The organism is Sphingobium fuliginis, assembly GCF_004152845.1.
GTDB lineage: Bacteria > Pseudomonadota > Alphaproteobacteria > Sphingomonadales > Sphingomonadaceae > Sphingobium > Sphingobium fuliginis.
In genome coordinates this window covers 170,142-191,829 of sequence record NZ_SEON01000009.1, presented here as the reverse complement: position 1 = coordinate 191,829, position 21,688 = coordinate 170,142, and the positions used below count along the sequence as shown (strand labels likewise).

25 protein-coding genes are annotated in these 21,688 nt (G+C 66.2%); 12 read left to right on the top strand and 13 right to left on the bottom strand.

Annotated elements, in window-relative coordinates; genetic code table 11:
- Positions 1 to 240: 240 nt before the first annotated feature.
- Positions 241 to 408 (bottom strand): 50S ribosomal protein L33, encoded by a 168-nt coding sequence (gene rpmG / locus EWH10_RS19355; protein WP_007687342.1) that lies wholly within the window; start codon positions 406 to 408, stop codon positions 241 to 243.
- Between the two features lie 218 nt (positions 409 to 626).
- On the opposite strand from rpmG, the gene EWH10_RS19350 reads away from it, so the two are divergent.
- The 3 genes from EWH10_RS19350 (at position 627) to EWH10_RS19340 (ending at position 2,153) form a co-directional block, all read left to right on the top strand.
- Entirely contained in the window at positions 627 to 959 is a 333-nt protein-coding gene (locus tag EWH10_RS19350) for a hypothetical protein (RefSeq protein WP_044661155.1), read from the top strand.
- Between the two features lie 16 nt (positions 960 to 975).
- On the top strand, positions 976 to 1,542 hold the full coding sequence (locus EWH10_RS19345; protein WP_044661156.1) for a TMEM165/GDT1 family protein: 567 nt from the start codon (positions 976 to 978) through the stop codon (positions 1,540 to 1,542).
- Between the two features lie 119 nt (positions 1,543 to 1,661).
- Entirely contained in the window at positions 1,662 to 2,153 is a 492-nt protein-coding gene (locus EWH10_RS19340) for a Dps family protein (protein WP_044661157.1), read from the top strand.
- Positions 2,154 to 2,326: 173 nt separating this feature from the next.
- Here the strand turns inward: EWH10_RS19340 and EWH10_RS19335 are convergent, their stop codons facing one another.
- The 7 genes from EWH10_RS19335 to EWH10_RS19305 all read right to left on the bottom strand — a co-directional run bounded on the left by EWH10_RS19335 (position 2,327) and on the right by EWH10_RS19305 (position 9,029).
- Positions 2,327 to 2,797, bottom strand: a complete 471-nt coding sequence (locus EWH10_RS19335) for a GreA/GreB family elongation factor (protein ID WP_044661158.1) — start codon at positions 2,795 to 2,797, stop codon at positions 2,327 to 2,329.
- Positions 2,798 to 2,911: 114 nt separating this feature from the next.
- Positions 2,912 to 4,738, bottom strand: coding sequence for a cobaltochelatase subunit CobT (gene cobT, locus EWH10_RS19330; protein WP_044661159.1), 1,827 nt, complete (start codon positions 4,736 to 4,738; stop codon positions 2,912 to 2,914).
- Complete coding sequence (locus tag EWH10_RS19325; protein WP_044661160.1) at positions 4,738 to 5,523, bottom strand: tyrosine-protein phosphatase; 786 nt, start codon at positions 5,521 to 5,523, stop codon at positions 4,738 to 4,740. Before EWH10_RS19325 ends, cobT begins: the two co-directional genes overlap by 1 nt.
- A complete protein-coding gene (locus EWH10_RS19320) occupies positions 5,520 to 5,942 on the bottom strand; it encodes an OsmC family protein (protein ID WP_044661161.1) in 423 nt (140 codons plus the stop codon). The genes EWH10_RS19325 and EWH10_RS19320 overlap by 4 nt, the downstream gene beginning before the upstream one ends.
- Before the next feature lies 1 nt (position 5,943).
- On the bottom strand, positions 5,944 to 6,951 hold the full coding sequence (cobS, locus tag EWH10_RS19315; protein WP_044661162.1) for a cobaltochelatase subunit CobS: 1,008 nt from the start codon (positions 6,949 to 6,951) through the stop codon (positions 5,944 to 5,946).
- Between the two features lie 88 nt (positions 6,952 to 7,039).
- Positions 7,040 to 8,326, bottom strand: coding sequence for an Hsp70 family protein (locus tag EWH10_RS19310; RefSeq protein ID WP_044661163.1), 1,287 nt, complete (start codon positions 8,324 to 8,326; stop codon positions 7,040 to 7,042).
- 85 nt (positions 8,327 to 8,411) lie between these two features.
- The gene (locus EWH10_RS19305) at positions 8,412 to 9,029 is read right to left on the bottom strand and encodes a J domain-containing protein (protein ID WP_044661164.1); all 618 of its coding nucleotides are present in this window, start codon (positions 9,027 to 9,029) and stop codon (positions 8,412 to 8,414) included.
- A 44-nt stretch (positions 9,030 to 9,073) separates the two neighbouring features.
- On the opposite strand from EWH10_RS19305, the gene EWH10_RS19300 reads away from it, so the two are divergent.
- Genes EWH10_RS19300 through EWH10_RS19290 form a run of 3 tightly spaced genes read left to right on the top strand, consistent with a single transcriptional unit; the run spans position 9,074 to position 11,037 of the window.
- Positions 9,074 to 9,358: a BolA family protein gene (locus EWH10_RS19300; RefSeq protein WP_044661165.1), complete on the top strand. Its 285-nt coding sequence runs from the start codon at positions 9,074 to 9,076 to the stop codon at positions 9,356 to 9,358.
- A gap of 51 nt (positions 9,359 to 9,409) precedes the next feature.
- Positions 9,410 to 10,117, top strand: coding sequence for a glutathione S-transferase (locus tag EWH10_RS19295; protein ID WP_044662973.1), 708 nt, complete (start codon positions 9,410 to 9,412; stop codon positions 10,115 to 10,117).
- Positions 10,114 to 11,037, top strand: coding sequence for a pirin family protein (locus EWH10_RS19290; protein ID WP_044661166.1), 924 nt, complete (start codon positions 10,114 to 10,116; stop codon positions 11,035 to 11,037). The genes EWH10_RS19295 and EWH10_RS19290 overlap by 4 nt, the downstream gene beginning before the upstream one ends.
- A 108-nt stretch (positions 11,038 to 11,145) precedes the next feature.
- Here the strand turns inward: EWH10_RS19290 and EWH10_RS19285 are convergent, their stop codons facing one another.
- Positions 11,146 to 11,982 carry an MJ0042-type zinc finger domain-containing protein gene (locus EWH10_RS19285; RefSeq protein ID WP_044661167.1) on the bottom strand — a complete coding sequence of 279 codons (837 nt, stop codon included), beginning with the start codon at positions 11,980 to 11,982 and terminating at the stop codon, positions 11,146 to 11,148.
- Between the two features lie 169 nt (positions 11,983 to 12,151).
- Between EWH10_RS19285 and ftsE the strand changes: the two genes are divergently transcribed.
- Genes ftsE through EWH10_RS19265 form a run of 4 tightly spaced genes read left to right on the top strand, consistent with a single transcriptional unit; the run spans position 12,152 to position 15,013 of the window.
- The gene (gene ftsE, locus EWH10_RS19280; RefSeq protein ID WP_044661168.1) at positions 12,152 to 12,862 is read left to right on the top strand and encodes a cell division ATP-binding protein FtsE; all 711 of its coding nucleotides are present in this window, start codon (positions 12,152 to 12,154) and stop codon (positions 12,860 to 12,862) included.
- Positions 12,862 to 13,776 (top strand): cell division protein FtsX, encoded by a 915-nt coding sequence (locus EWH10_RS19275; protein ID WP_044661169.1) that lies wholly within the window; start codon positions 12,862 to 12,864, stop codon positions 13,774 to 13,776. Before ftsE ends, EWH10_RS19275 begins: the two co-directional genes overlap by 1 nt.
- On the top strand, positions 13,773 to 14,303 hold the full coding sequence (locus EWH10_RS19270; RefSeq protein WP_044661170.1) for a YdcF family protein: 531 nt from the start codon (positions 13,773 to 13,775) through the stop codon (positions 14,301 to 14,303). The genes EWH10_RS19275 and EWH10_RS19270 overlap by 4 nt, the downstream gene beginning before the upstream one ends.
- Before the next feature lie 14 nt (positions 14,304 to 14,317).
- Entirely contained in the window at positions 14,318 to 15,013 is a 696-nt protein-coding gene (locus EWH10_RS19265; protein WP_044661171.1) for a lysophospholipid acyltransferase family protein, read from the top strand.
- Positions 15,014 to 15,051: 38 nt separating this feature from the next.
- On the opposite strand, the gene EWH10_RS19260 is transcribed toward EWH10_RS19265, so the two are convergent.
- The 3 genes from EWH10_RS19260 to EWH10_RS19250 all read right to left on the bottom strand — a co-directional run bounded on the left by EWH10_RS19260 (position 15,052) and on the right by EWH10_RS19250 (position 18,075).
- On the bottom strand, positions 15,052 to 15,957 hold the full coding sequence (locus EWH10_RS19260) for a prephenate/arogenate dehydrogenase family protein (protein WP_044661172.1): 906 nt from the start codon (positions 15,955 to 15,957) through the stop codon (positions 15,052 to 15,054).
- Positions 15,957 to 17,054 carry a histidinol-phosphate transaminase gene (hisC, locus tag EWH10_RS19255; protein ID WP_044661173.1) on the bottom strand — a complete coding sequence of 366 codons (1,098 nt, stop codon included), beginning with the start codon at positions 17,052 to 17,054 and terminating at the stop codon, positions 15,957 to 15,959. The genes EWH10_RS19260 and hisC overlap by 1 nt, the downstream gene beginning before the upstream one ends.
- A gap of 61 nt (positions 17,055 to 17,115) precedes the next feature.
- The gene (locus EWH10_RS19250; protein ID WP_044661174.1) at positions 17,116 to 18,075 is read right to left on the bottom strand and encodes a 2-hydroxyacid dehydrogenase; all 960 of its coding nucleotides are present in this window, start codon (positions 18,073 to 18,075) and stop codon (positions 17,116 to 17,118) included.
- A gap of 57 nt (positions 18,076 to 18,132) precedes the next feature.
- On the opposite strand from EWH10_RS19250, the gene metX reads away from it, so the two are divergent.
- Together metX and metW are read left to right on the top strand one after the other, a co-directional pair.
- Positions 18,133 to 19,284: a homoserine O-acetyltransferase MetX gene (gene metX / locus EWH10_RS19245; RefSeq protein WP_065846203.1), complete on the top strand. Its 1,152-nt coding sequence runs from the start codon at positions 18,133 to 18,135 to the stop codon at positions 19,282 to 19,284.
- Positions 19,281 to 19,868: a methionine biosynthesis protein MetW gene (metW, locus tag EWH10_RS19240; protein ID WP_044661176.1), complete on the top strand. Its 588-nt coding sequence runs from the start codon at positions 19,281 to 19,283 to the stop codon at positions 19,866 to 19,868. The genes metX and metW overlap by 4 nt, the downstream gene beginning before the upstream one ends.
- A gap of 188 nt (positions 19,869 to 20,056) precedes the next feature.
- Here metW and EWH10_RS19235 read toward each other — a convergent pair whose 3' ends face one another.
- Positions 20,057 to 21,622, bottom strand: coding sequence for a peptide chain release factor 3 (locus EWH10_RS19235; RefSeq protein WP_044661177.1), 1,566 nt, complete (start codon positions 21,620 to 21,622; stop codon positions 20,057 to 20,059).
- Positions 21,623 to 21,688: the final 66 nt, after the last annotated feature.

Below are 21,688 nucleotides of genomic sequence, written 5' to 3'. Positions count from 1 at the left end.
ACGCGAGCGCAGCGAGCTTCCAGCTTAGCCGTTGCAAAACAGCGCAGATGCCGCGCCAGCCCACCCCCTAGCCCCCTCCCGCCTGCGGGAGGGGGAATGGCAGGAAACCACCCAAAATCCGCCCCCGACCCGCATTTCCAGCCAACAAGGAAAGGCCCGTTCCCCATGGGGGACGGGCCTCTTCGTTCGGGCATGATGCCGCGAAGCTGCAATCGTCGGGCGGCCGCAGCCGCCGTCAGATCACTTGATCTTGGCTTCCTTGAACTCGACATGCTTGCGCACGACGGGATCGTACTTCCGGAAGCTCAGCTTCTCGGTCTTGGTGCGCGGATTCTTCTTGGTGACGTAGAAGAAGCCGGTGTCAGCCGAGCTGACGAGGCGAATCTTGACGGTTGCTGGCTTGGCCATGGCCTTAGTCCCTGGTCGTGAATATCGTGAAAAAGAAGAGCGGCCCCAATTCTCTTGCGAGGAAGGGACCGCCCCGTTTCAGCGGTGCCCCATGAGGCAGATTCGGCCCCATGTCAAGGCTCGTGGCCCAGGCGCGGGGGTTATGCTACACTTTACGTGGCCTTAACCCGCTTCGCTCTATCAGGGAGACGGAGTTACAGGACGGGGGAGTCTTCTCCATGCGACATGATCCGATGCTGGCCATTCTTGCCGATCTGCTGAGGCGGGTCGACGGGCTTGCGGGGGAAAGGGGCCATGTATCGGTGGTGCGGTTGCGCGACGAGATCGACCGCATTCGCCATATTGCCCGCGCCTTTCACCTCGACAGCGTGGAAAGCCTGGCCGGCACATTGCAATCGGCGCTGTCGCTGCAAGGCGCCGGACCGGTCATCATGTCCTATCTCGACCTGATGCGCGACGCGATCGCGGCCAAAATGCCGGAGGCGGACGTCATCGCCATGCCCGTCGCCGCCAAGCCGGCGGCAGGGCCCGGCGCGCACCTGACCGTCTGACTGTCTGGCCGGCTGAATGGATGCATTGCTGATCGCATTGCTCGGCTGCCTGATGGCGGAGACGGGCGACAAGGGGCAGTTGCTGGCGCTTGCGCTGGCCGAACGGTTCCGCCGCGACGGAGCGGTGATAGCGGGGATCGTGGCGGCGGCGCTCGCCAATGCGGCCATCGGCGCGGCGGCAGGCGCCTTCATCGCGCCGATGCTGGGTACGGACGGGCGGCTCCTTTTCCTGGCGCTGGCGCTGATCTTCCTGGCGGTCGGCATGTTCTGGCCGACGAAACGGCCTGATCCCCTGGCAAGCTGGCGGCTGGGGCCCTTTCCGACCAGCGCGCTCGGCCTCTTCATCCTCGGCTTCGGGGACGGCGCGCAGTTCCTGATCCTGGGAATCGCCGTGCGGACCGCCGATCCTTTCCTGGCCGCGACGGGCGGGGCGATCGGCATCATCGCCGCGACCGTGCCCGCCATTCTGATGCGCGGTCCGTCGTTCAAGGCGCTGCCGCTTCGCGCGATCCGGCTGGGCGGGGGCGTGCTGGTGCTGCTGGCGGGCATGGCGGCGGCGGTGTCGGCCCTGCATCTCGCCTGATCGATTGGCTGCATCACATTGACCGGCATTATCCCGGCAAAATTCCTGTCTTGTCATGGCACCTTATCGGGGACAGACCATTATATGTCCGAAACCAAGTCCCCCAGCAGGAGCCAAGCATGACAGCCCCCGATCTCAAGACCCCGACGGACCTGCGCAGCAACGCCACCAAGTCGGTCGCAGAGGCGCTGAACGGCGTGCTCGCCGACAGCTATGCACTGTATTTCAAGACCAAGAATTTCCACTGGCACGTCTCCGGCCCGCATTTCCGCGACTATCATCTGATGTTCGACGAGCAGGCGACGCAGATCCTGGCGACCACCGACCTGATCGCGGAGCGGGTGCGCAAGACCGGCAACACGACGCTGCGTTCCATCGGAGACATTTCGCGCCACCAGTCGCTGGTCGACAATGACGCCGATTATGTAAGCCCCGGCGACATGCTGAATGAGCTGCGCGAGGACAATCTGAAGCTGGTCGAGGCGCTGCGCGCCGCCAAGGCGGCCGCGACCGAAGCGGGCGACAATGCGACCGAGGGCATTATCGACGACTGGACCGACGAGGCCGAGGAACGCGCCTGGTTCCTGTTCGAAGCAAGCCGCAACGCTTGATTGAATAGACGAAAGCCCTCCAGCCGAAACTGGAGGGCTTTTTTGATCAGCATTTATCCGTTTGAACGATACCGATCTTTTTGCAGTGTGCTCCTGCGAAGGCAGGAGCCCAGTCCTGCCGTCGGAACTGGGTTCCTGCCTTTGCAGGAACACAATCCGGCATATTGCGAGGTCTACTCCTCCAATATCGCTTCGATCGCGAGGATCATGATCGCGCCCGGCTTACCGCCGAAATCGACGCTTTCGCCTTCTTCCGCATCCATCATCGCCCGGGCGAGCGGCGCGGAAAAGGCGATACGCCCTTCCGTCGGCTCGGCCTCGTCGTCCCCGACGATGGCGACCCGCTTCTCCTTGCCGTTCAACCGGTAGGTGACGCGGCTGCCGAAGGCCACGGCCTCCGCATCCGGCACCGGCCGCAATTCCGCCGTCGCCAGGCGCGTGCGCCAATAGCGCAGCTCGCGCTTCAGCTTCTTGGCGTCCTCCTCGGCCATGGCTTCGGTATCGACCGCCTCCAGCGCTTCCACCTTCTCCCGCGTCAGCCGCAGGCCGCGCGCCGTCACCCAATTGGGTCCGGGCGGTAAGGGAATCTCGAAAGTGGGTTCCAGATGCTCCTCGTCACTCTCGCGACGAAAGGCGACACTCATTGCACTCTCCTGTCAAAACGCTTGTTCGCGCTGACACGAGGTCGAAACTGCCGATCTTCTTTTCAAGGGAAGGTCCGGGCTTCGACATCGCGGAAGCCCGAACGAGCAGGGCCTCTAATCTTCGTCGAACAGTCCGGCGAGCTGCTCCACCATGGTCCCGCCGAGCTGTTCGGCATCCATGATGGTCACCGCGCGGCGATAATAGCGCGTGACGTCATGGCCGATGCCGATGGCGACGAGCTGCACGGGCGAGCGGTTCTCGATCCACTCGATCACCTGCCGCAAATGGCGCTCCAGATAGGTGCCGCTGTTCACCGACAGGGTGGAATCGTCGACCGGCGCGCCGTCGGAGATCACCATCAATATGCGGCGTTCCTCATTGCGGGCGATCAGCCGGTTATGCGCCCAGAGCAGCGCCTCGCCGTCGATATTCTCCTTGAGAAGCCCCTCGCGCATCATCAGGCCCAGATTCTTGCGCGCCCGGCGCCAGGGTTCATCGGCCTTCTTGTAGATGATGTGGCGCAGGTCGTTGAGACGCCCCGGCATCGGCGGACGCCCGGCGGCGAGCCAGTCCTCCCGGCTCTGCCCGCCCTTCCAGGCGCGGGTGGTGAAGCCCAATATCTCGGTCTTCACCCCGCAACGTTCCAGCGTGCGGGCCATGATGTCGGCGCTGATCGCCGCAATGGAGATCGGCCGCCCGCGCATCGACCCGCTATTGTCGATCAGCAGCGTCACGACCGTATCGCGGAACTCGGTGTCCCGCTCGATCTTGTAGGAGAGCGAGCGCGTCGGATCGATCACGATCCGCGCCAGCCGCGCCGCGTCGAGCAGCCCCTCTTCCTGATCGAAGTCCCAGCTCCGCGACTGCTGCGCCATCAGCCGCCGCTGCAGCCGGTTGGCAAGCTTCGTCACCGCGCCCTGCAGGCTCACCAATTGCTGGTCGAGGAAGCCGCGCAGGCGCAGCAATTCATCCTCGTCGCACAGATCCTCGGCGGTCACGACCTCATCGTGAAGCTGCGTATAGGGCTTATAGTCGAAGCCCGGCGGCAGGTCGCCCATCGGCCGGTTGGGGCGGACGGGCATCATGCCCTCCTCGCCCATATCCTCCGCGCCTTCTTCGCTGTCGGCGTCGAACTCGTCGCTATATTCGGTTTCGCCGTCCTCGGTGTCGCCGCCCTGGTCCTCGGCGCGCGCCTCGGCAAAGGCGTCGCTGTCGCCCGCCTGATCCTCGCCGCTGTCACCCTCTTCCTGTTGCTGCTCTTCGTCCTCCCCCTCTTCCTGCGGTTCGGAATCGTCGGTTTCGGGCGGCACGTCGGCGTCGATCAACTGGAGATGCTCCAGCATGGCCGAGGTCAGCTTCTGGAAAGCGCGCTGGTCGTCGATGGCCATGGCCAGCGCGTCGAGATCCGCGCCCGCCTTGTCCTCGATCCACTGGTCGACCATGGCGAGGCCCGCCCGCACATCCTTGGGCGCGGCCTGCCCGGTCAGCCGCTCGCGCACCTTGAGCGCCAGCGCGGTCGACAAGGGCACCTCATCGGCGGAACGCGCCCGGCGGATCGGATCGGACTTCAATTTCAGGTCGAGCGCATGGTTGAGGTTCGCCCTTACCCCCTCCATCGCCCGCGAACCGATCGCTTCTACCCGCGCCTGCTCGACCGCGTCATAGACGGCCCGCGCCGTCGCGTCGGCAGGCGCGGCGGCATTGTGAATCCGGGCATTATGGTGCCGCAGCCGCAGCGCATTGGCGTCCGCGAAACCCCGCGCCAGCGCCACCTGATCGGCGGGCAGATTGCGTCCGGGCGTCGGCACCTTGATCGCCTTGCCCGCCATATGCGGCGTGTCGGCGGTGAAGCTCACCTCCACCTCCGCGTCGCGCGCGATCGACCGCGCCGCGCCGGACAGCACGTCCTTGAAGGCGTCGAGGGGCGAACGGTCGGCCATCAGTCGAGCAACATTCCGCGCATCGAATCCCGTGCCGCGGCGTCGACGCCCAGCACATCGTTCAGATAGCCGTCCACGCCGCCATGGCTTTCATCCAGCGTCGCGAACAATGTATCCAGATAGACGGATTCCGCCTTCAGCAGCGGTTCGAGCATGTCGGTTCTGGTCAGCCGCATCCGCGCCACCAGCGTGTTGCGCTGCGCCAGCAGCCAGTCCCAATCGGCATGGGCGTTGGTCGCCAGATAATCCTGAACGATGGTCGGACGCGGGACGCCCAGCGCCGCCAGAACCAGCGCCGCGCCCACGCCGGTCCGGTCCTTGCCCGCCGAACAGTTGATCAGCAACGGCACGCGCCCATCCGCGATCCGCGCGAACATGGCGCGGTAGGATTCGGCATGGTCGACCGGAATGACGCGATAGAGGGCGATCATCGTCTGCCGCATATCGTCCGCGGTCGCGCCGTCGCGCTTCAGCATCTCTCCGAGGAGCCCGCTGCTTTCCGCATAGTCGCGGCAGAAATAATCGACCTCGCTCCCATGCCAGAGCGTGGGTTCGGCGGTCCGTTCGTTGCCGCGGCGGAAATCGCAGATCGCCTTGATGCCGAGCGAGCGGAGATGGTCCGCATCCGCGTCCGTCAGCAGCGCCATCGTCCCCGACCGGTAGAGCATGCCGCGCTTCACGCAGCGCCCATCGGCGGTCGCATAACCACCGAAGTCGCGCAGGTTGAACGCGCTCTCCAGCGGCAGGCGGGCTTTTTCCGGCGTCAGGGCGACAGGCTCGCTCACGGCCGCTCGCCCTCCCCGACCATGGGCACGGCGATGGTTTCGATCTGCGTTTCGACCTCGCTCATCAGCTTGTGCACCGGGCATTTCGCGGCGACGGCGATCAGTCTGTCATGCTGCTCCTCGGTGAGCGGACCGGACAGCGCGATGCGCGTGGTCAGCCTGTAGATGCCCTGCCGTTCCTGGCTCGCGTCGCGCACCACGCCGACATGGATGCCCTCCACCGGAATGCCGTTGCGCTGCGCATACCAGAGCATCGTCATCGCCTTGCACGCGCCCAAGGCCGAATCGTAAAGGTCATGCGGGTCCGGCCCGGCATCATGGCCGTCCGGCGCCGACATGTCCGCGATCAGTTCATGCCCGCGAATGCTGATCCGATGGGCGGTCCCGCCCTCCGGATCGATCCGTTCGACGACGATCACGTCACGCCGCCCGGTGCGCGACGCTTTCGGGCAGGTCCTTGCCGAAGACGCGCTGATAATATTCGGCCACCAGCGGCCGCTCCGCCTCATCGCATTTGTTGAGGAAGCTCAGGCGGAAGGCGAAGCCGATATTCTTGAAGATCAGCGCATTCTGCGCCCAGCTTATCACGGTGCGCGGGCTCATGACGGTCGATATGTCGCCGTTGACGAAGCCCTGACGCGTCAGTTCCGCCACCTTGATCATATTCTCGACTTCCTTGCGGCCGCCCTCATGGTCGTACTCGCCGGACTTGGCCAGCACCACCTGCGCCTCGGTCGCGGCGGGCAGATAGTTGAGCGCCACCACCAGGTTCCAGCGGTCCATCTGGCCCTGGTTGATCTGCTGCGTGCCGTGATAAAGGCCGGTGGTGTCGCCCAGACCCACGGTGTTGGCGGTCGCGAACAGGCGGAACCAGGGATTGGGCCGAATCACCCGGTTCTGGTCGAGCAGCGTCATCTTGCCGTCGGTTTCCAGCACGCGCTGGATCACGAACATCACGTCCGGGCGGCCCGCATCATATTCGTCGAACACCAAAGCCACAGGCCGCTGCAACGCCCAGGGGAGCAGGCCTTCGCGGAATTCCGTCACCTGCTGCCCGTCCTTCAGGACGATGGCGTCGCGCCCGACCAGGTCGATGCGGCTGATATGCGCGTCCAGGTTGATGCGGATGCACGGCCAGCGCAGGCGCGCGGCGACCTGTTCGATATGGCTCGACTTGCCGGTGCCGTGATAGCCCTGCACCATCACGCGGCGGTTATAGGCGAAACCAGCCAGGATCGCGAGCGTGGTGTCCGGATCGAACACATAGGCGGGGTCGAGATCGGGCACCCGCTCGTCGGCTTCCGAAAAGGCCGGGATCTTCATGTCGACATCGATGCCGAACACTTCGCGCGCGTCGACTTCGCGGTCGGGCGAGGCCAACAGCGTTTCGGCGCGGGTATCGGGCTGGACGTTCGGGATGTCGGTCATCTTCTAATCTCTTTGAACGATCTGGTCGGCACTGCCCTAACCATCAGGGACAGGCATGTCGATAGAGTGGGGCCTTAACACGCCGGGATCAAGCGGCCCATTCGGCCAAATTGGCCTCCTGCCCGACCAGCGCCAGCCCATGGGCGATGGACGTCAATTCTCCGCCGGTTGCAATATGGTCTTTCCCGAAGCGCCGGTCGAAAATGCGCCGGATCGCCGGGATCAGGGACGTGCCGCCGGTCAGGAACACCCGGTCGATGGCATCGGGCGCCACGCCCGCCCTGTCGAGCGCCTTGTCCACCGTGGCTTCGATCCGGGCGATGTCGGGCGCGATCCACCCCTCGAAATCGGCGCGCGTTACCTGCTTTTCGATGGTGAGCCCGCCGCCTTCGAAGCGGAAAGTCGCGCTCTCCGCCTCCGACAGCCGCCGTTTCAATGACCCCACCGCATCGTAGAGCGGATAGCCCAGTTCCTTCTCGATCACCGTGATCATCCGTCCGATTGCGTCGGGATCATGGGCGGCCTTCTGCAACCGCGCCAGCTCGTCCATGGTCCGCCGGTTGCGCATCAGCGCCAGCCGCGACCAGTCGGCAAAATCGGCAAAATAGCTGCGCGGAATCTCCAGTTCCTTGCCGAAGCTGTGATAGCTGCCGCCCTTGCCCAGCATCGGCAGCACCAGATGATCGACGATCCGATAGTCGAAGCGGTCCCCGGCAAGGCCGATGCCCGCCGAGCCGAGCGGCACGCAACGCCGCGCCGCGCCCGGCGCCTCGACCCGGACGATGGAAAAGTCGCTGGTGCCCCCGCCAAAGTCCGCCACCAATATCGTCGCCGCTTCGGTCAGGCGGCTGGCATAGCTGAACGCGGCGCCCAGCGGTTCGTAGACATAGTGAATCTCGTCCCCGAACCCTGCGAACATGGCGTCATAGCGCCGCCGGGCGAGCGCCTCGTCGGGCCGTGATCCGGCATATTCCACCGGCCGCCCGACCACGATCCGCTCCGGCCGCCGGTCCAGCGCGCCGCCCGCATGGCCGACCATGCGGGAGAGGAACATCTGCCCCAGTTCCTCGAAGCGGAAGCGCTTCTCGAACACATTCGCGCTTTCGAAGACCGGGCTGGCCGCCACCGACTTGAAGCTTTGCAGGAAGCGGCTGTCCTCCGGAAATTCCAGATATTCCGCTATCGCCCATGGTCCCGCCTCATGCGCCATGCCGCCCTTCACGCCGCTGTCATGCCAGAAGCAGAGCGCGGAGCGGAACACCGCGCCGGTTGCTTCCTTGCCGGCAAATTCCACCAGTTCCGACCCGCCCCCGCCAGCGAGCGCGGCCACGCTGTTGGTCGTGCCGAAATCGAGGCCCAGGGCGCGGGTTGTCATAGGAATCTCCGGGGAAGGGTCGGCGCCTATGACAGCGCGATGAACCGATCACAAGTCATTCCCGCCTGTGCGGGAACGACGATGTTCAAGCGAAAGCCTCAGCCTTCCTCAACAATTGATAGGCCTCGATCACTCCCTGCAACAAAGCCTCATGGCTCCGGTCGCCGCCATTATGATCGGGATGAAAGCGCCGCAGCAATTCGGTGTAGCGCTGCCGCAGCGCCCTTCGGTCGGCGTCGATCGGCAACCCCATCACCTCCAGCGCCCGCCGGTCGTCCCGCGACAGGAATTTTCCGTCCTGCCGCGTCTGGTTGTCGGCCCGCGCCTTCGCCACCCGCTCCCTGAACTTGGCGCCGATTGCGTCCAGCGGGTCCTGAAAGTCCGACCATCTGGGCGGCGGACTGGCGGCGTTGGACGAAAAGGCCCGCGTTTCCCGCTCCCACCCAGCATAGGGGCGCTGGGCGGCGGCGATCTCCTCCGGGCTCATGCCGGTGAAGAAATTATAGCCCTGGTTGAATTCCCGCACATGGTCGAGGCACAGCCAGCGCCAGCGTGGGCCTTCCTGGTTCGGCCGGCCTCCTTCCAGGGGCGGCGCGCGAAATTCCCCCGGTTCCTCGCAGCCGGGCACCGCGCAGGGGCGGTCGCCTTCCACGCGGCCGTGGAAACGGTTGAAACGCCGGGTCGAGAAGGGATCGCTAGCCAAGATTGTCCTGATGCAACGGGGAATAAAGGGCCTATATAGGGGCCATGACCGAGATTCTAAAAGGCCCTGTCGCCACCGAAATCGAAGCCCGGCTGCAGGCCGCCCTCAGCCCCGAACGGCTCGCCGTGATCGATGACAGCGAGAAGCATCGCGGCCATGCCGGGCATGACGGATCGGGGGAGAGCCACTTCACCGTGGAGATCGTCTCCGGCCGCTTCACGGGCCAGAACCGCGTCGCCCGCCAGCGGATGGTCAATGCCGCGCTGGCCGACCTGCTGCGCGAAAAGGTCCACGCCCTGGCGATAAAGGCTCGCGCGCCGGGCGAATGACACCATAGCGCCTGTTCGAACGTTGTGCCGCCGTCGAAGGAGGCGCGCATCATGGCCTATGATTTCTGGTACTGGTCCACCATAGCCGGGCGCGGCGAGTTCGTGCGGCTGACGATGGAGGCGTGCGGCATCGCCTATCGCGACCGCGCCCGCACCGACGGCGACGAAGCGCTGATGGCGGACATGGAGCGTCACGACGCCGGTCCCGCCTTCGCCCCGCCCTATCTGGTGACGGACGGCCGCACCGTGGCGCAGACCGCCAACATCCTGTTCTATCTGGCCGAACGCCATGAATGCGGCCCCACCGGCCTTAAGCCGCGCTATTGGCTCGCCCAGGTGCAGCTCACCATCATGGATATGGTGGCGGAGGCGCATGACGTCCACCATCCGGTCGGCGCCCATCTCTATTATGAGAATCAGAAGGCCGAGGCCCTGCGCGCCGCCCAGGGGTTTCGCGCCGGCCGCATCCCCAAATTCCTGACCTATTTCGAACATGCCCTGAGCGCGGAGACGGGCGACTGGCTGGCAGGCCGAAGCTGGAGCTATGCCGATCTCTCGCTCTTTCACCTGATCGCGGGATTGCGCTATGCCTTTCCGCTGCGCATGGCGACGCTGACGCCATCCTTCCCGCGCCTTGCCGATCTGCATGACCGGGTTGCGGCGCTGCCCGAATTGCAGGACTATCTGGCAAGCGAACGGCGCCTGCCGTTCACCGACGAAGATGTCTTCCGCCACTATCCCGAACTGGACGCAGCATGACCCCGCCCGAACCGATCATCCAGAACGATCCGATCATCCAGACGATCACGCCCACCACCCATGACCTGGGCGATTTCCGCGTCCATCGTTCCCTGCCGGTGAAGGATCGCACCATGGTCGGCCCCTTCATCTTCTTCGACCAGGCCGGTCCCGCCCGGATCGAACCGGGGCAGGGCGTGGACGTGCGCCCCCACCCGCACATCAACCTCGCCACCGTCACCTATATGTATGAAGGCAGCTTCCTCCACCGCGATTCCCTGGGCACGGAGCAGTTGATCGAGCCGGGCGCGGTCAACCTGATGACCGCTGGCAAGGGCATCGTCCACAGCGAGCGGTCGCCGGACGAGGACCGGGCAAAGCTGTCGAAACTGTCCGCCATCCAGACCTGGCTCGCGCTTCCCGACCGTTATGAGGAGATGGACCCGGCCTTCGAGCATGTCGGTGAAGGCGGTCTGCCCGTCATCGATGGCGCTGGGGCGCGGGCACGCGTGATCATGGGCAGCCTGTGGGGCGCAACCTCACCGGTCACCACCTATGCGAACACCATCTATGCCGACATCCAGCTCTCGCCCGGCGGTTCGGTCCCCATCGACGCGGATGCGGAGGAGCGGGCGATCTATGTCTCCGGCGGCGACGCAGCGCTGGACGGGGTGATGCTCCAGCCGCAGATGCTCTACGTCCTGCGGCCCGGCATCAGGGCGACGTTGATGAGCGTGGACGGCGGCCGCGTCATACTTTGCGGGGGAGAGGCGTTCCGGACGCCTCGCCATGTCTGGTGGAATTTCGTGTCATCCTCCACCGACCGCCTGATGCAGGCCCGCGAGGATTGGGAAGCCATGCGCTTTCCCCTGATCCCTGGCGACGACCGGGAATTCATCCCGATCCCCCAGGGACGGCCGAAGACGGTGAGCTATCCGTGATTTTTTGAGATCGTCATCCCCGCGAAGGCGGGGATCCATCTCCCATAAGTCGTCCCAGGCGGCACGTTCAGGAGATGGGTTCCCGCCTGCGCAGGAACGACGAACGGATCACTGGACGAAGGTCAGCGACAGATTCTCGGCATTTTTCGGAATGTCGATCCGGCTTTCGTTGATCGACGCTTCCTCACCCGGTTTCAGGCTGGTCCGGTCCGCCTTGGTGGTCCAGCTGAACACCAGCCGGTTCTGCCTGTCGCGCAGTTGCACCAGCACGGGGGGCACCGGCAGCACCTGCTTGCCGCTGTTCACGATCCGCGCTCCAAAGGCGAAATATTCCTCCCCGGTCGGCAGCTTGCGCCGCTCGGCAGGCTTGGAAAGATAGAAGAGCAGGTCCGGGTCGCCTTCCTCGGGCACCAGGCCCAGATTGACCGCCCAGCCAGGCGTTCCGAAATACCAGAGCGCCCCGCCGGCCGCGCCGATCGCCAGGCAGAAGGCGAGCGCCGCATAGGTCCATATCTTCAGCCGGTTGCGCCGGGGCTTCGCCGCTACCGGCGCGGGTTCGGCCCAATCGTCGCGCGCATCCGCTTCGGCGCGCCCGTAAATATCGTCGAACCGATAGTCCGGCCTTGCGGTTTCCGGGGGTGCGGCTTGCGCGACGGGTTCGGGCTCCACGGGCGCTGCGACGGGCTCCACCGCTGGCGGGGCGGACTCCTCAACCGGAGGCGGCGGTGGGGGCGGCGCCGGGGGGGGCGGCGGAGGCGGAGGCGATGGCGCCGCGACTTCGGGCACGCCTGCCGTCGCCAATGCTTCCTCTCGCGGGGCGAGCGCGGCGCCTTCCTGGAACCAGCTATGTTTGCAGGCGGCGCAGCGAACCTGGCGGCCGTTCGGGCCGACGGCGCTGTCCGGCACGATATAGCGCGTGGCGCAATTGGGACACACCAGGATCATGACGCTTCATAGGCATGAGTTGGATTCGAGGGCAAGCGGCTTCAAACATGCCCGTTCACCCGGGCGCGACTCGCGGACTCAGGCCGGATGGGCTTTACGGCCGCCCGTCCGCTGTGCCATGGCTAGGCCATCGGGGAAGCAGGGAGCGCGCGGGCGCTGAAATAGACGCATGTCGGCCATCGTACAGTTCGAAAATGTCGGCCTGCGCTATGGTCTGGATAGCGAGACGCTGTCCGACGTCAGCTTCTCCCTGGCGAGCGGCGGCTTCTATTTCCTGACCGGCGCGTCGGGCGCGGGCAAGACATCGCTGCTGAAGCTCCTCTACCTCGCCCAGCGGCCCAGCCGCGGCGTCATCCGCCTGTTCGGGGAGGATGTCGTGACACTGCCCCGCAAGCGCCTGCCGGGGTTCCGCCGGCGCATCGGGGTGGTGTTCCAGGATTTCCGGCTGGTCCCGCATCTGTCGGTCTATGACAATATCGCCCTGCCGCTGCGGGTCGCGGGCATGGAGGAGAGCGAGATCGACCTGCCCGTCAGCGAGATGCTGAACTGGGTGGGGCTGGGCGATCGCGGCCAGGCCCGCCCCGCCACCCTGTCGGGCGGGGAACAGCAGCGCGTCGCCATCGCCCGCGCCGTCATCGGCCGCCCGGAAATACTGGTGGCGGACGAGCCGACCGGCAATGTCGACGCCGACATGGCCCGCCGCCTCATGACCCTGTTCGAAGCGCTCAACCGGCTGGGCACCACCATCGTCGTCGCCACCCACGACCTGCCGCTGATCGCGCAGGTGGGCAGCGCGCAGATGATGAAGCTGGACAAGGGCCGTCTGTCCGATCCGACCGGATCGCTGCGCTACCCGCCCCGACCGCAGGCGGCCGGTTGATGGCGTCCCCCGGCGCCATGGGCAATCGCCGCGCCGCCGCCGCCGCGCGCCACCGGCTGCTGCCGGAGGGGCGGGTGGCCGGCCCCATGCCCTGGATCATTGCCATCATGATGTTCCTGACGGTCCTGTCGGCCGCTGCCGGTCTGGGCCTGGGCGCGGCGGTGAAGGCGATGGGCGCCGACCTTGCCGGGCGCGCGACGGTGCAGATCGTGGAAGCCAATGCCGAACAGCGCGAGCGCCTCAGCGCCGCCATGGCCGCCGCACTGCGCAAGGACGCGACCGTCCGCGCCGTTCGTCCGGTCCCGTCCGCCGCGCTGGCGGAGCAGATCCGTCCCTGGCTTGGGCAGGACGCGGCCAGCGGCGACCTGCCGATACCAGCGCTGATCGACATCGAACTCACGCCGGGCCAGACGGACGCGAAGGTCGAGCGGCTCCGCCGACAGCTCCATGCCCTCTCGCCAAAGGCCCGCATCGAACCCCATGCCGCCTTCCTCGCGCCGCTCGCGGATCTGCTTTCCGCGCTTGGCTGGCTGGCGGCGGGCATCGTCGTGCTGATGACGCTGGCGACCGGCGCGGTGGTCGTCCTCGCCGCCCGCGCCGCGCATGACAGCCATCGCGGCACCATCGACGTGCTGCACCTGATGGGCGCGACCGACGTGCAGATCGCCCGGCTGTTCCAGCGGCGCATCGGCCTCGACGCGCTGTTCGGGGGCGCGCTCGGCTTTGCCTGCGCATTGCTGGTGATCCTGCTGCTGGGCGCGCGGCTGCTGGCGACGGGATCGGAACTGCTGAGCGGCGTCCAGCTGCCGTGGACAAGCTGGGCCGCGCTGGCCGCGATACCCATGGGCTGCGTGCTGCTGGCGCGGATCGCGGCGCGCTGGACGGTGCTGCGGTCGCTGGGGCGGCTGCTGTGATCGTCCGCTTCATCGCCGTCACCCTGTTGGGATGGATGCTGGGCTTCGCCTGGTTCGCGATCTTCCTGCCCCAGCCGCTGGACGGTCGCCAGACCGACGCGATCGTCGTGCTGACCGGCGGGGCCGGGCGTATCGACCGCGGCCTTTCCCTGCTTCAGGACGGCGCGGCCAAGCGGATGCTGATCTCCGGCGTCGACCGCTCGGTCCGCCCGGCGGAGCTGGCCGCGCAATATAAGGCGCCTGAACGCCTCTTCTCCTGTTGCATCACGCTTGGCCGCGAAGCCATCGACACCCGGTCCAACGCCATAGAGACAGCGCACTGGCTGGAACGGCGGGATTTCAAGACGGTGCGCCTCATCACCACCGACTGGCACATGCGGCGTTCCGCGCTCGAACTGCGGCAGGCCTTGCCCGAACGGGTCACGCTGGTCTACGACGCCGTGCCCAGCCGCCCCAGCCTCACCATGCTGGCGCGTGAATATAATAAATATCTGCTGCGCCGGGCGGCGGCGCTTATTGGTATCTGAACGGTTCACCCGGAATGCTGACCGCGCTGCGATCCCTCGCCTTCATGTCGATCTTCTATCCGGGATCGCTGCTGTTCGTCCTTGCGGCCATGGCGGTCAATCTGGTCGCGCCCCGCTCCATTCCCCGCGTCGCCACCGCGTGGAGCCGCTTCCATCGCGGCTGCGCGCGCTGGCTGCTGGGGCAGAAGGTCCGGGTCGAGGGAAGGCTGGAGGACGGTCCCTATCTCTACATCCTCAAGCATGAATCGATGTTCGAGACGATCGACCTGCTCTGCCTGCTGGATCGTCCCGCCATCGCCGCCAAGCGCGAGCTGTTCGACATTCCGCTCTGGGGCGGCATCGCCCGCCGCTATGGCCTGATCCCCATCGAACGCAGCGCCGGGGCGAGCGCGCTGCGCGCTCTTCGCACCGCCGCCAAGGCCGCCACGGCGGAGGGCCGCGCCATCTGCCTCTTTCCCGAAGGCACCCGCGTTCCCCATGGCGAAAGCCCGCCCTTGCGCGCCGGTTTCGCCGGGCTCTACGTGTTGCTGGGCCTGCCGGTCGTGCCCATCGCGGTCGACAGCGGCCGCGTCTCGCCCCGCGGCAAGTTCATGAAGCGCAGCGGCACGATCACTTACAAGGTGGGCGAGATCGTTCCGCCCGGCCTGGATCGACGGGAAGCGGAAGTTCGCGTCCATGCGGCCATCAATGCGCTGAACGAGCCTTTATAGGCTGATATGCTCCTGCGAAGGCAGGCGCTCGCCGCTATTCAATGTGAACGCCCGAAGTCGGGCTTGGGATCGTCCTGTCCCTGTTCGATGATCGACCGCCGGATCGCCCGCGTGCGGGTGAACAGGTTGAACAGCGCATCCCCGTCATTCCAGCGGATCGCCCGCTGCAAGGCCGACAGATCCTCCGAAAAGCGCTGGAGCATCTCCAGCACCGCATCCTTGTTCGCCAGGAACACGTCGCGCCACATGGTCGGATCGGACGCGGCGATGCGGGTGAAGTCGCGGAAGCCGCCGGCGGAATATTTGATGACTTCCGACTGGGTCACATCCTCCAGATCGCTGGCGGTGCCGACGATGGTATAGGCGATAAGGTGCGGCAGATGGCTGGTCACCGCCAGCACCAGGTCATGATGCGCCGGGTCCATCGTCTCGACATCCGCGCCGACGCGCCGCCACAGCTCCGACACGCGCTCGACCGCCGCCGGATCGGCGTCGGCGGGCGGCGTCACGATGCACCAGCGGCCCCGGAACAGGGAGGCGAAGCCCGCTTCCGGCCCGCTATTCTCCGTGCCCGCGACGGGATGGGCGGGAATGACCGTGCGCCCGGGCAAGGCAATGTTCAACTGCGCCAGCACATCGGCCTTGCAGGAGCCGACATCGCTGATGATCGCCTCCGCAGGCAGATCGTCGGCAATCTCCGCCGCCGCCGCGCCCATGGCCCGCACCGGCACGCACAGCACGACCAGATCGGCATCCGTCACCGAAGCGCCCGCCGTATCGGTCACGTCGTCGCACAGATCGATGGCCCGCGCGATCTCCCGCACGCCGGCATCGGCATCATGGCCCGTCACCCGAACGGTTGGCATGGCTTCGCGGATCGCCCGCGCCAGCGAGGAGCCGATCAGGCCCAGCCCAATGATCGTGACGCGCGAGAATGGCAGCATCAGGCCGCTTCCGCCATGGCGCGCAGCTTGGCCGCGACCTTGCGCATCTGATCCTCGGTGCCGATGGTGATGCGCAGTCCGTTGGGCAGACCCTGCCCCGGCAGCCAGCGGGTGGCGAAGCCTTCGTCCCACAGGCCCTTCATCGCCGCCTCGGCCGTCAGCCGGCCGTCGAACAGGATAAGCAGGAAATTCGCCTTGCTCGGCACGGCGCGCAGCCCATGGTTGGACAGCGCGGCGATCTCGCCCGCCAGCCATTCGCGCCATTTCCGGTTATGTGTCCGGCTCGCCTCGACCCAGGCGACGTCCTCGATCGCCGCCACCGCAGCGGCCTGCCCGGCCGTCGTCACGTTGAACGGCGCGCGGATGCGGTGCAGCACGTCGATCACCTCGGCGCTGGCATAGCCCCAGCCGATCCGCTCGGCGGCAAGCCCGTAAATCTTCGAAAATGTCCGGGTCACGAACATATTGGCGGCATTCTTCGCCAGTTCCAGCCCGCCATCATCCTCGTCCGCGTCCAGATATTCGGCATAGGCCTGATCCAGCACGAACAATATGTCGGGCCGCAGACCGGCATGCAGCCGCGCAATCTCTTCCCGCGACGTCATGGTGCCGGTCGGGTTGTTGGGGTTGGCGAGGAAGACGACCTTGGTCTTCTCCGTCACCGCCGCGAGCAGCGCATCCACATCGGTCGCATAATCGGCGTCCGGCGCGATGACCGGCGTCGCCCCCACGCGCCGCGCCGCGATGTCGTACACCGAAAAGCCGTAGCGGACGTAGAGCACCTCATCCCCCGGCCCGGCATAGGCGCTCGCCGCGATATGCAGCAATTCGTCCGACCCGGTGCCGTAGATCACCCGCGCCGGGTCCAGCCCATGCGCCGCCGCGATCGCCTCGCGCAGCCTGGCCGCGCCGGGATCGGGATAGGTCGCCAGATCCGCCGTTGCCGCGACCAGTGCGGCCCGCGCCGCTTCCCCGGTGCCCAGCGGATTTTCATTGGCGGACAGCTTCACCAGCGGTCGCCCGTCATCGGCGGCCGACTTGCCGGGAACATAGGGTGAAATGCCGAGGATCCAGTCTTTGGGGGCAAGCTTTGTCATGCGCCGCGCTTTAGCGTCATCGAAGCGAAACGCAAAGCGCTTGGATGCGGGCGTCCGCTTCTCACACCACGGGGGTCAGCAGGGGTTCGCCCGCCGCCCAGGCATCCAGATTGGCAAGCACCAGATCGGCCATCGCCTTGCGCGTCTCGACGGTCGCGCTGCCCTGATGCGGTTGCAGCACCACATGATCCATTTCCAACAGCGCTTCCGGCACATGCGGCTCGTTCGCGAACACGTCGAGACCCGCGCCCGCAATCCGTCTTTCCCCCAGCGCCGCCACCAGCGCGTCCTCATCGATCACGCTGCCCCGGCTGATGTTGATGATCACGCCCTCGGGGCCCAGCGCATCCAGCATCGCCGCATCGACCAGCCCGCGCGCCTCCGGCCCGCCGGAGGTCGCGACAATGACGACATCGCTCTGCCGCGCGAAATCCAGCGGATCGGCCACATAGCGACAGGTCGTATCCGCCACCGCCCGCCGGCTGTGGTAGATAATCTCCCCCGCCACCGGCTCCAGCCGCCGGGCGATGGCGCGCCCGATCCGGCCCAGTCCCAAAATCCCGATCCGCTTGCCCGTCACGCGCCCGCACAGCGGCGGCTTCACGCCCCGCGCCCAATCCCCGGCCCGCACCATCCGGTCATTGGCCGCGATATTGCGCACCGTCGCATAGAGCAGCCCCACCGCCAGGTCGGCCACGTCATCGGTCAGCACGTCCGGCGTATTGGTGACGCGAATGCCCTTCGCCCGTGCATGATCGACATCGACCTTGTCATAGCCAACCGAAAACAGCCCGATCATCTCCAGCTTCGGCAAGGCGTCCATGATCGCCGCGGAGGCGCCGACCGATCCGAAGGATACCAGCGCCCGCGCCTCCCGCGCTTCGGGCGGCAGCGCATCCGGATCGGCATCCGCCGCAAGGGCGTGAACCGCAAAGCGCCGTGCCAGCCCATCGTCCAGATAGGGATAGAGCGGGCCATAGGTGAGGATAGGGATGGAAGAATGGTCGGTCATGCCCGTCATCTAGGCGAAGGAAGGGCCGATTGACAGAGCCCGGCCCCGGTCCTAGCCCGAACCGATATGGCCAGCGCGTCCTTTCCCGATGACACCCGTTTCGGCCTGCGCCGGCAGGCGCGGCTGCCCGGCCCGCTGCGGCTGGACAGCGGAGCCGCGCTGGGGCCGGTGGACATCGCCTATGAAACCTACGGGCGGATGAATGCGGACCGTTCCAACGTCATCCTCATCTGCCACGCGCTGACCGGCGATCAATATGTCGCGTCGGACCATCCCGTCACCGGCAAGCCCGGTTGGTGGTGGCGGCTGGTGGGGGAGGGGAAGCCGGTCGACCCCGCCCGTCATTTCATCGTCTGCGCCAATGTCATCGGCAGTTGCATGGGCTCCAGCGGGCCTGCCAGCCTGGACCCCGCGACCGGCGACCCCCATGCGATGCGCTTTCCGGTGATCACCATCGCCGACATGGTCCGCGCCCAGGCGATGCTGCTCGATCATCTGGGCGTGGACCGGCTTCATGCCGTGATCGGCGGTTCCATGGGCGGCATGCAGGCGCTGATCTGGCCCACCCTTTATCCGGAACGCGTCAAAAGCTGCGTCGTCATCGCCTCCACGGCGCGACACAGCGCCCAGAACATCGCCTTCCACGAAGTCGGGCGGCAGGCGATCATGGCCGACCCCAACTGGCGCGGCGGCGACTATTATGCGGACGGCGCGATCCCCAGCGCGGGCCTGGCGGTGGCGCGCATGGCCGCGCACATCACCTATCTTTCCGAAGCGGGCCTCACAGAGAAATTCGGGCGTCGTCTTCAGGGGCGCCCGGAAAACCCGAATGGGTCCAAGACCTTCGGCTTCGACGCCGATTTCCAGGTGGAATCCTATCTGCGCCACCAGGGGCTGAGCTTCGTCGAGCGGTTCGACGCCAACAGCTATCTCTACATCACCCGCGCCATGGACTATTATGACATTGCGGAGGATCATGGCGGCAGCCTTGCCAAGGCCTTTACGGCATCCAGGGCGCGTTTCTGCCTCGTCAGCTTCGACACGGACTGGCTCTATCCCACGGCGGAATCCCGCCTGATCGTCCACGCGCTCAATGCCGGCGGCGCGCAGGCGAGCTTCGTCGAACTCTCCAGCCCCTTCGGCCATGACGCCTTCCTGCTGGAATGCCCGGAACTGAACCGGGTGGTGGACGGCTTCCTGAAGGGCGGCCGCGCATGAGCCTGCGTCCCGACCTCGCCCTGATCGCCCGTACCGTGACCCCCGGCGCGCGGGTGCTGGACGTGGGCTGCGGCGACGGCGCGCTGATGGCGGCGCTGCGCGACACCAAACGGGTCGACGCGCGCGGCCTTGAAATCGACCCGCACAATGTCGCCGCCGCCGTTGGCCGGGGACTTTCGGTGGTGCAGGGGGACGCCGACACCGACCTTGTCACTTATCCCGAAGCCAGCTTCGACTATGCGATCTTGAGCCAGACGCTCCAGACCACCCGACGCCCGGACCGCGTGGTGGAGGAACTGCTGCGCATTGGCCGTCAGGCCTTCGTATCCTTCCCCAATTTCGCCCATTGGCGCGGGCGGCTGTCGCTGTTCTGGGGCGGGCGCATGCCGGTGACGCGCCTGCTGCCCGACACATGGTACGACACGCTCAACATCCACCATGTCACGGTCGACGATTTCCGCGCCCTGGTGAAGGATCGCGGCTGGACCATAGACGGCCAATGGTTCCTGAAGGGCGACCGGGAAACCACCCATGCGAACGCCAATCTGTTCGCGGAACATGCGGTGTTCCTGCTGCGGCGGTAAGCGGGAGGGGTGGAATCAGGACATGCCCCCTCCCGCAGGCGGGAGGGGGTTAGGGGGTGAGCTGGCGCGGCACCTGCGCTGTTTTGCAACGGCTAAGTCAGAAGCTCGCTACGCTCGCGCCCACCCCTAACCCCTCCCGTTTACGGGAGGGGAATGTCTTGAATTGGCCAAATTCGGCCGTACCCCGTTCAACGCTCCTTGGTCGCGCTGAACTTGACCTTGGGGTGCCGCTCCTGCTGATAGCCGATGTCCCAGGCGCTCTTCGCCATGAAGACGAGGTTGCCGTCGCGATCCTTGGCCATATTGGCGCCGTTGAACGACACCAGGTCCCTGATCGCGGCGTCGTCCCCCGAAATCCATCGCGCCGTGTCGAAGGGCGAAGCCTCCAGCCCGGCCGCGACCTTATATTCCGCCTCCAGCCGGGAGATCAGCACGTCGAGCTGCAACTGCCCGACCACGCCGACGATCCAGTTCGATCCGATTTCCGGATAGAAGACCTGGATCACGCCCTCTTCGGACAGGTCATCCAGCGCCTTGCGGAGCTGCTTCGTCTTGGTCGGGTCCTTCAGCGCCACGCGCCGCAGGATTTCAGGCGCGAAGTTCGGCAGGCCGGTGAAGCGGACCCCGGCCTTCTCGCTCAGCGTATCGCCGACGCGCAGCGTTCCATGGTTGGGAATGCCGATGATGTCGCCCGGAAAGGCCTCGTCCGCAATCTCGCGGTCCTGCGCGAAGAAGAGGATCGGGGAATGCACGGCGATCGGCTTGCCGCTGCCGCTTGGCGTCAGCTTCATGCCCCGCCGGAACTTGCCCGAACAGAGCCGCATGAAGGCGATCCGGTCGCGATGCTGCGGGTCCATATTGGCCTGGACCTTGAAGATGAAGCCGGTGACTTCGCTATTCTCCGGCTCGACGGGCGCGGGCTCGGCGGGCTGGGCACGCGGCGGCGGCGCATGGGCGGCCAGCGCGTCGATCAGTTCGGTCACGCCGAACAGCTTGAGCGCCGACCCGAAATAGACCGGCGTCAGGTCGCCATGGCGATAGGCGGCAAGGTCGAAATCGGCATAGCCGCCCACAGCCAGTTCCGCCTCCTCCCGCAGCCGCGCCAGCCCCTGTCCGGACAGATGCCCGGCCAGAGCATCATCGTCGATGCCGGAGAAGGAGGCTTCCTTCCCCTCAAATTCCTTGCTCGCGCCCGAAGGCTGGCGCAGGCGGTTCCGGGCGAAGTCGTAAATCCCCTCGAACTCGCCGCCCATGCCGACCGGCCAGCTCATCGGACACACGTCCAGCGCCAGCGCGTCCGCCACTTCATCCAGCAGGGCGAAGGCGTCGCGCCCTTCACGATCCACCTTGTTGACGAAGGTGATGATGGGGACGTTGCGCAGGCGGCACACCTCGAACAGCTTGCGCGTCTGCGGCTCGATGCCCTTGGCGGCGTCGATCACCATCACGGCCGAGTCCACCGCCGTCAGCGTGCGATAGGTGTCCTCGGAAAAATCCTCGTGCCCCGGCGTGTCGAGCAGGTTGAACGTCACCCCGTCGCGTTCGAAGGTCATGACGGAGCTGGTCACGGAAATGCCGCGCTGCTGCTCGATCTTCATCCAGTCGGACCGCGCGCGCCGGTTCGCCCCGCGCGCCTTGACCTCCCCCGCCAGATGGATCGCGCCGCCTTCCAGCAGCAGCTTCTCGGTCAGCGTGGTCTTGCCCGCGTCAGGGTGCGAGATGATGGCGAAGGTACGGCGGGAAGGAATGCTCATGGGCGGCCCATATAGCGATTCTTTGCCGCCGCGCCAGTAAGGCCGTTTTTGGAAGGCAACTCGAAT

Bases quoted from the DNA above. Each gene is read 5' to 3' on its own strand.
- rpmG (WP_007687342.1), bottom strand. From the start codon at position 408: ATGGCCAAGCCAGCAACCGTCAAGATTCGCCTCGTCAGCTCGGCTGAC.
- EWH10_RS19350 (WP_044661155.1), top strand. From the start codon at position 627: ATGCGACATGATCCGATGCTGGCCATTCTTGCCGATCTGCTGAGGCGG.
- EWH10_RS19345 (WP_044661156.1), top strand. From the start codon at position 976: ATGGATGCATTGCTGATCGCATTGCTCGGCTGCCTGATGGCGGAGACG.
- EWH10_RS19340 (WP_044661157.1), top strand. From the start codon at position 1,662: ATGACAGCCCCCGATCTCAAGACCCCGACGGACCTGCGCAGCAACGCC.
- EWH10_RS19335 (WP_044661158.1), bottom strand. From the start codon at position 2,797: ATGAGTGTCGCCTTTCGTCGCGAGAGTGACGAGGAGCATCTGGAACCC.
- cobT (WP_044661159.1), bottom strand. From the start codon at position 4,738: ATGGCCGACCGTTCGCCCCTCGACGCCTTCAAGGACGTGCTGTCCGGC.
- cobS (WP_044661162.1), bottom strand. From the start codon at position 6,951: ATGACCGACATCCCGAACGTCCAGCCCGATACCCGCGCCGAAACGCTG.
- EWH10_RS19310 (WP_044661163.1), bottom strand. From the start codon at position 8,326: ATGACAACCCGCGCCCTGGGCCTCGATTTCGGCACGACCAACAGCGTG.
- EWH10_RS19300 (WP_044661165.1), top strand. From the start codon at position 9,074: ATGACCGAGATTCTAAAAGGCCCTGTCGCCACCGAAATCGAAGCCCGG.
- EWH10_RS19295 (WP_044662973.1), top strand. From the start codon at position 9,410: ATGGCCTATGATTTCTGGTACTGGTCCACCATAGCCGGGCGCGGCGAG.
- EWH10_RS19290 (WP_044661166.1), top strand. From the start codon at position 10,114: ATGACCCCGCCCGAACCGATCATCCAGAACGATCCGATCATCCAGACG.
- EWH10_RS19285 (WP_044661167.1), bottom strand. From the start codon at position 11,982: ATGATCCTGGTGTGTCCCAATTGCGCCACGCGCTATATCGTGCCGGAC.
- ftsE (WP_044661168.1), top strand. From the start codon at position 12,152: ATGTCGGCCATCGTACAGTTCGAAAATGTCGGCCTGCGCTATGGTCTG.
- EWH10_RS19275 (WP_044661169.1), top strand. From the start codon at position 12,862: ATGGCGTCCCCCGGCGCCATGGGCAATCGCCGCGCCGCCGCCGCCGCG.
- EWH10_RS19265 (WP_044661171.1), top strand. From the start codon at position 14,318: ATGCTGACCGCGCTGCGATCCCTCGCCTTCATGTCGATCTTCTATCCG.
- EWH10_RS19260 (WP_044661172.1), bottom strand. From the start codon at position 15,957: ATGCTGCCATTCTCGCGCGTCACGATCATTGGGCTGGGCCTGATCGGC.
- hisC (WP_044661173.1), bottom strand. From the start codon at position 17,054: ATGACAAAGCTTGCCCCCAAAGACTGGATCCTCGGCATTTCACCCTAT.
- EWH10_RS19250 (WP_044661174.1), bottom strand. From the start codon at position 18,075: ATGACGGGCATGACCGACCATTCTTCCATCCCTATCCTCACCTATGGC.
- metX (WP_065846203.1), top strand. From the start codon at position 18,133: ATGGCCAGCGCGTCCTTTCCCGATGACACCCGTTTCGGCCTGCGCCGG.
- metW (WP_044661176.1), top strand. From the start codon at position 19,281: ATGAGCCTGCGTCCCGACCTCGCCCTGATCGCCCGTACCGTGACCCCC.
- EWH10_RS19235 (WP_044661177.1), bottom strand. From the start codon at position 21,622: ATGAGCATTCCTTCCCGCCGTACCTTCGCCATCATCTCGCACCCTGAC.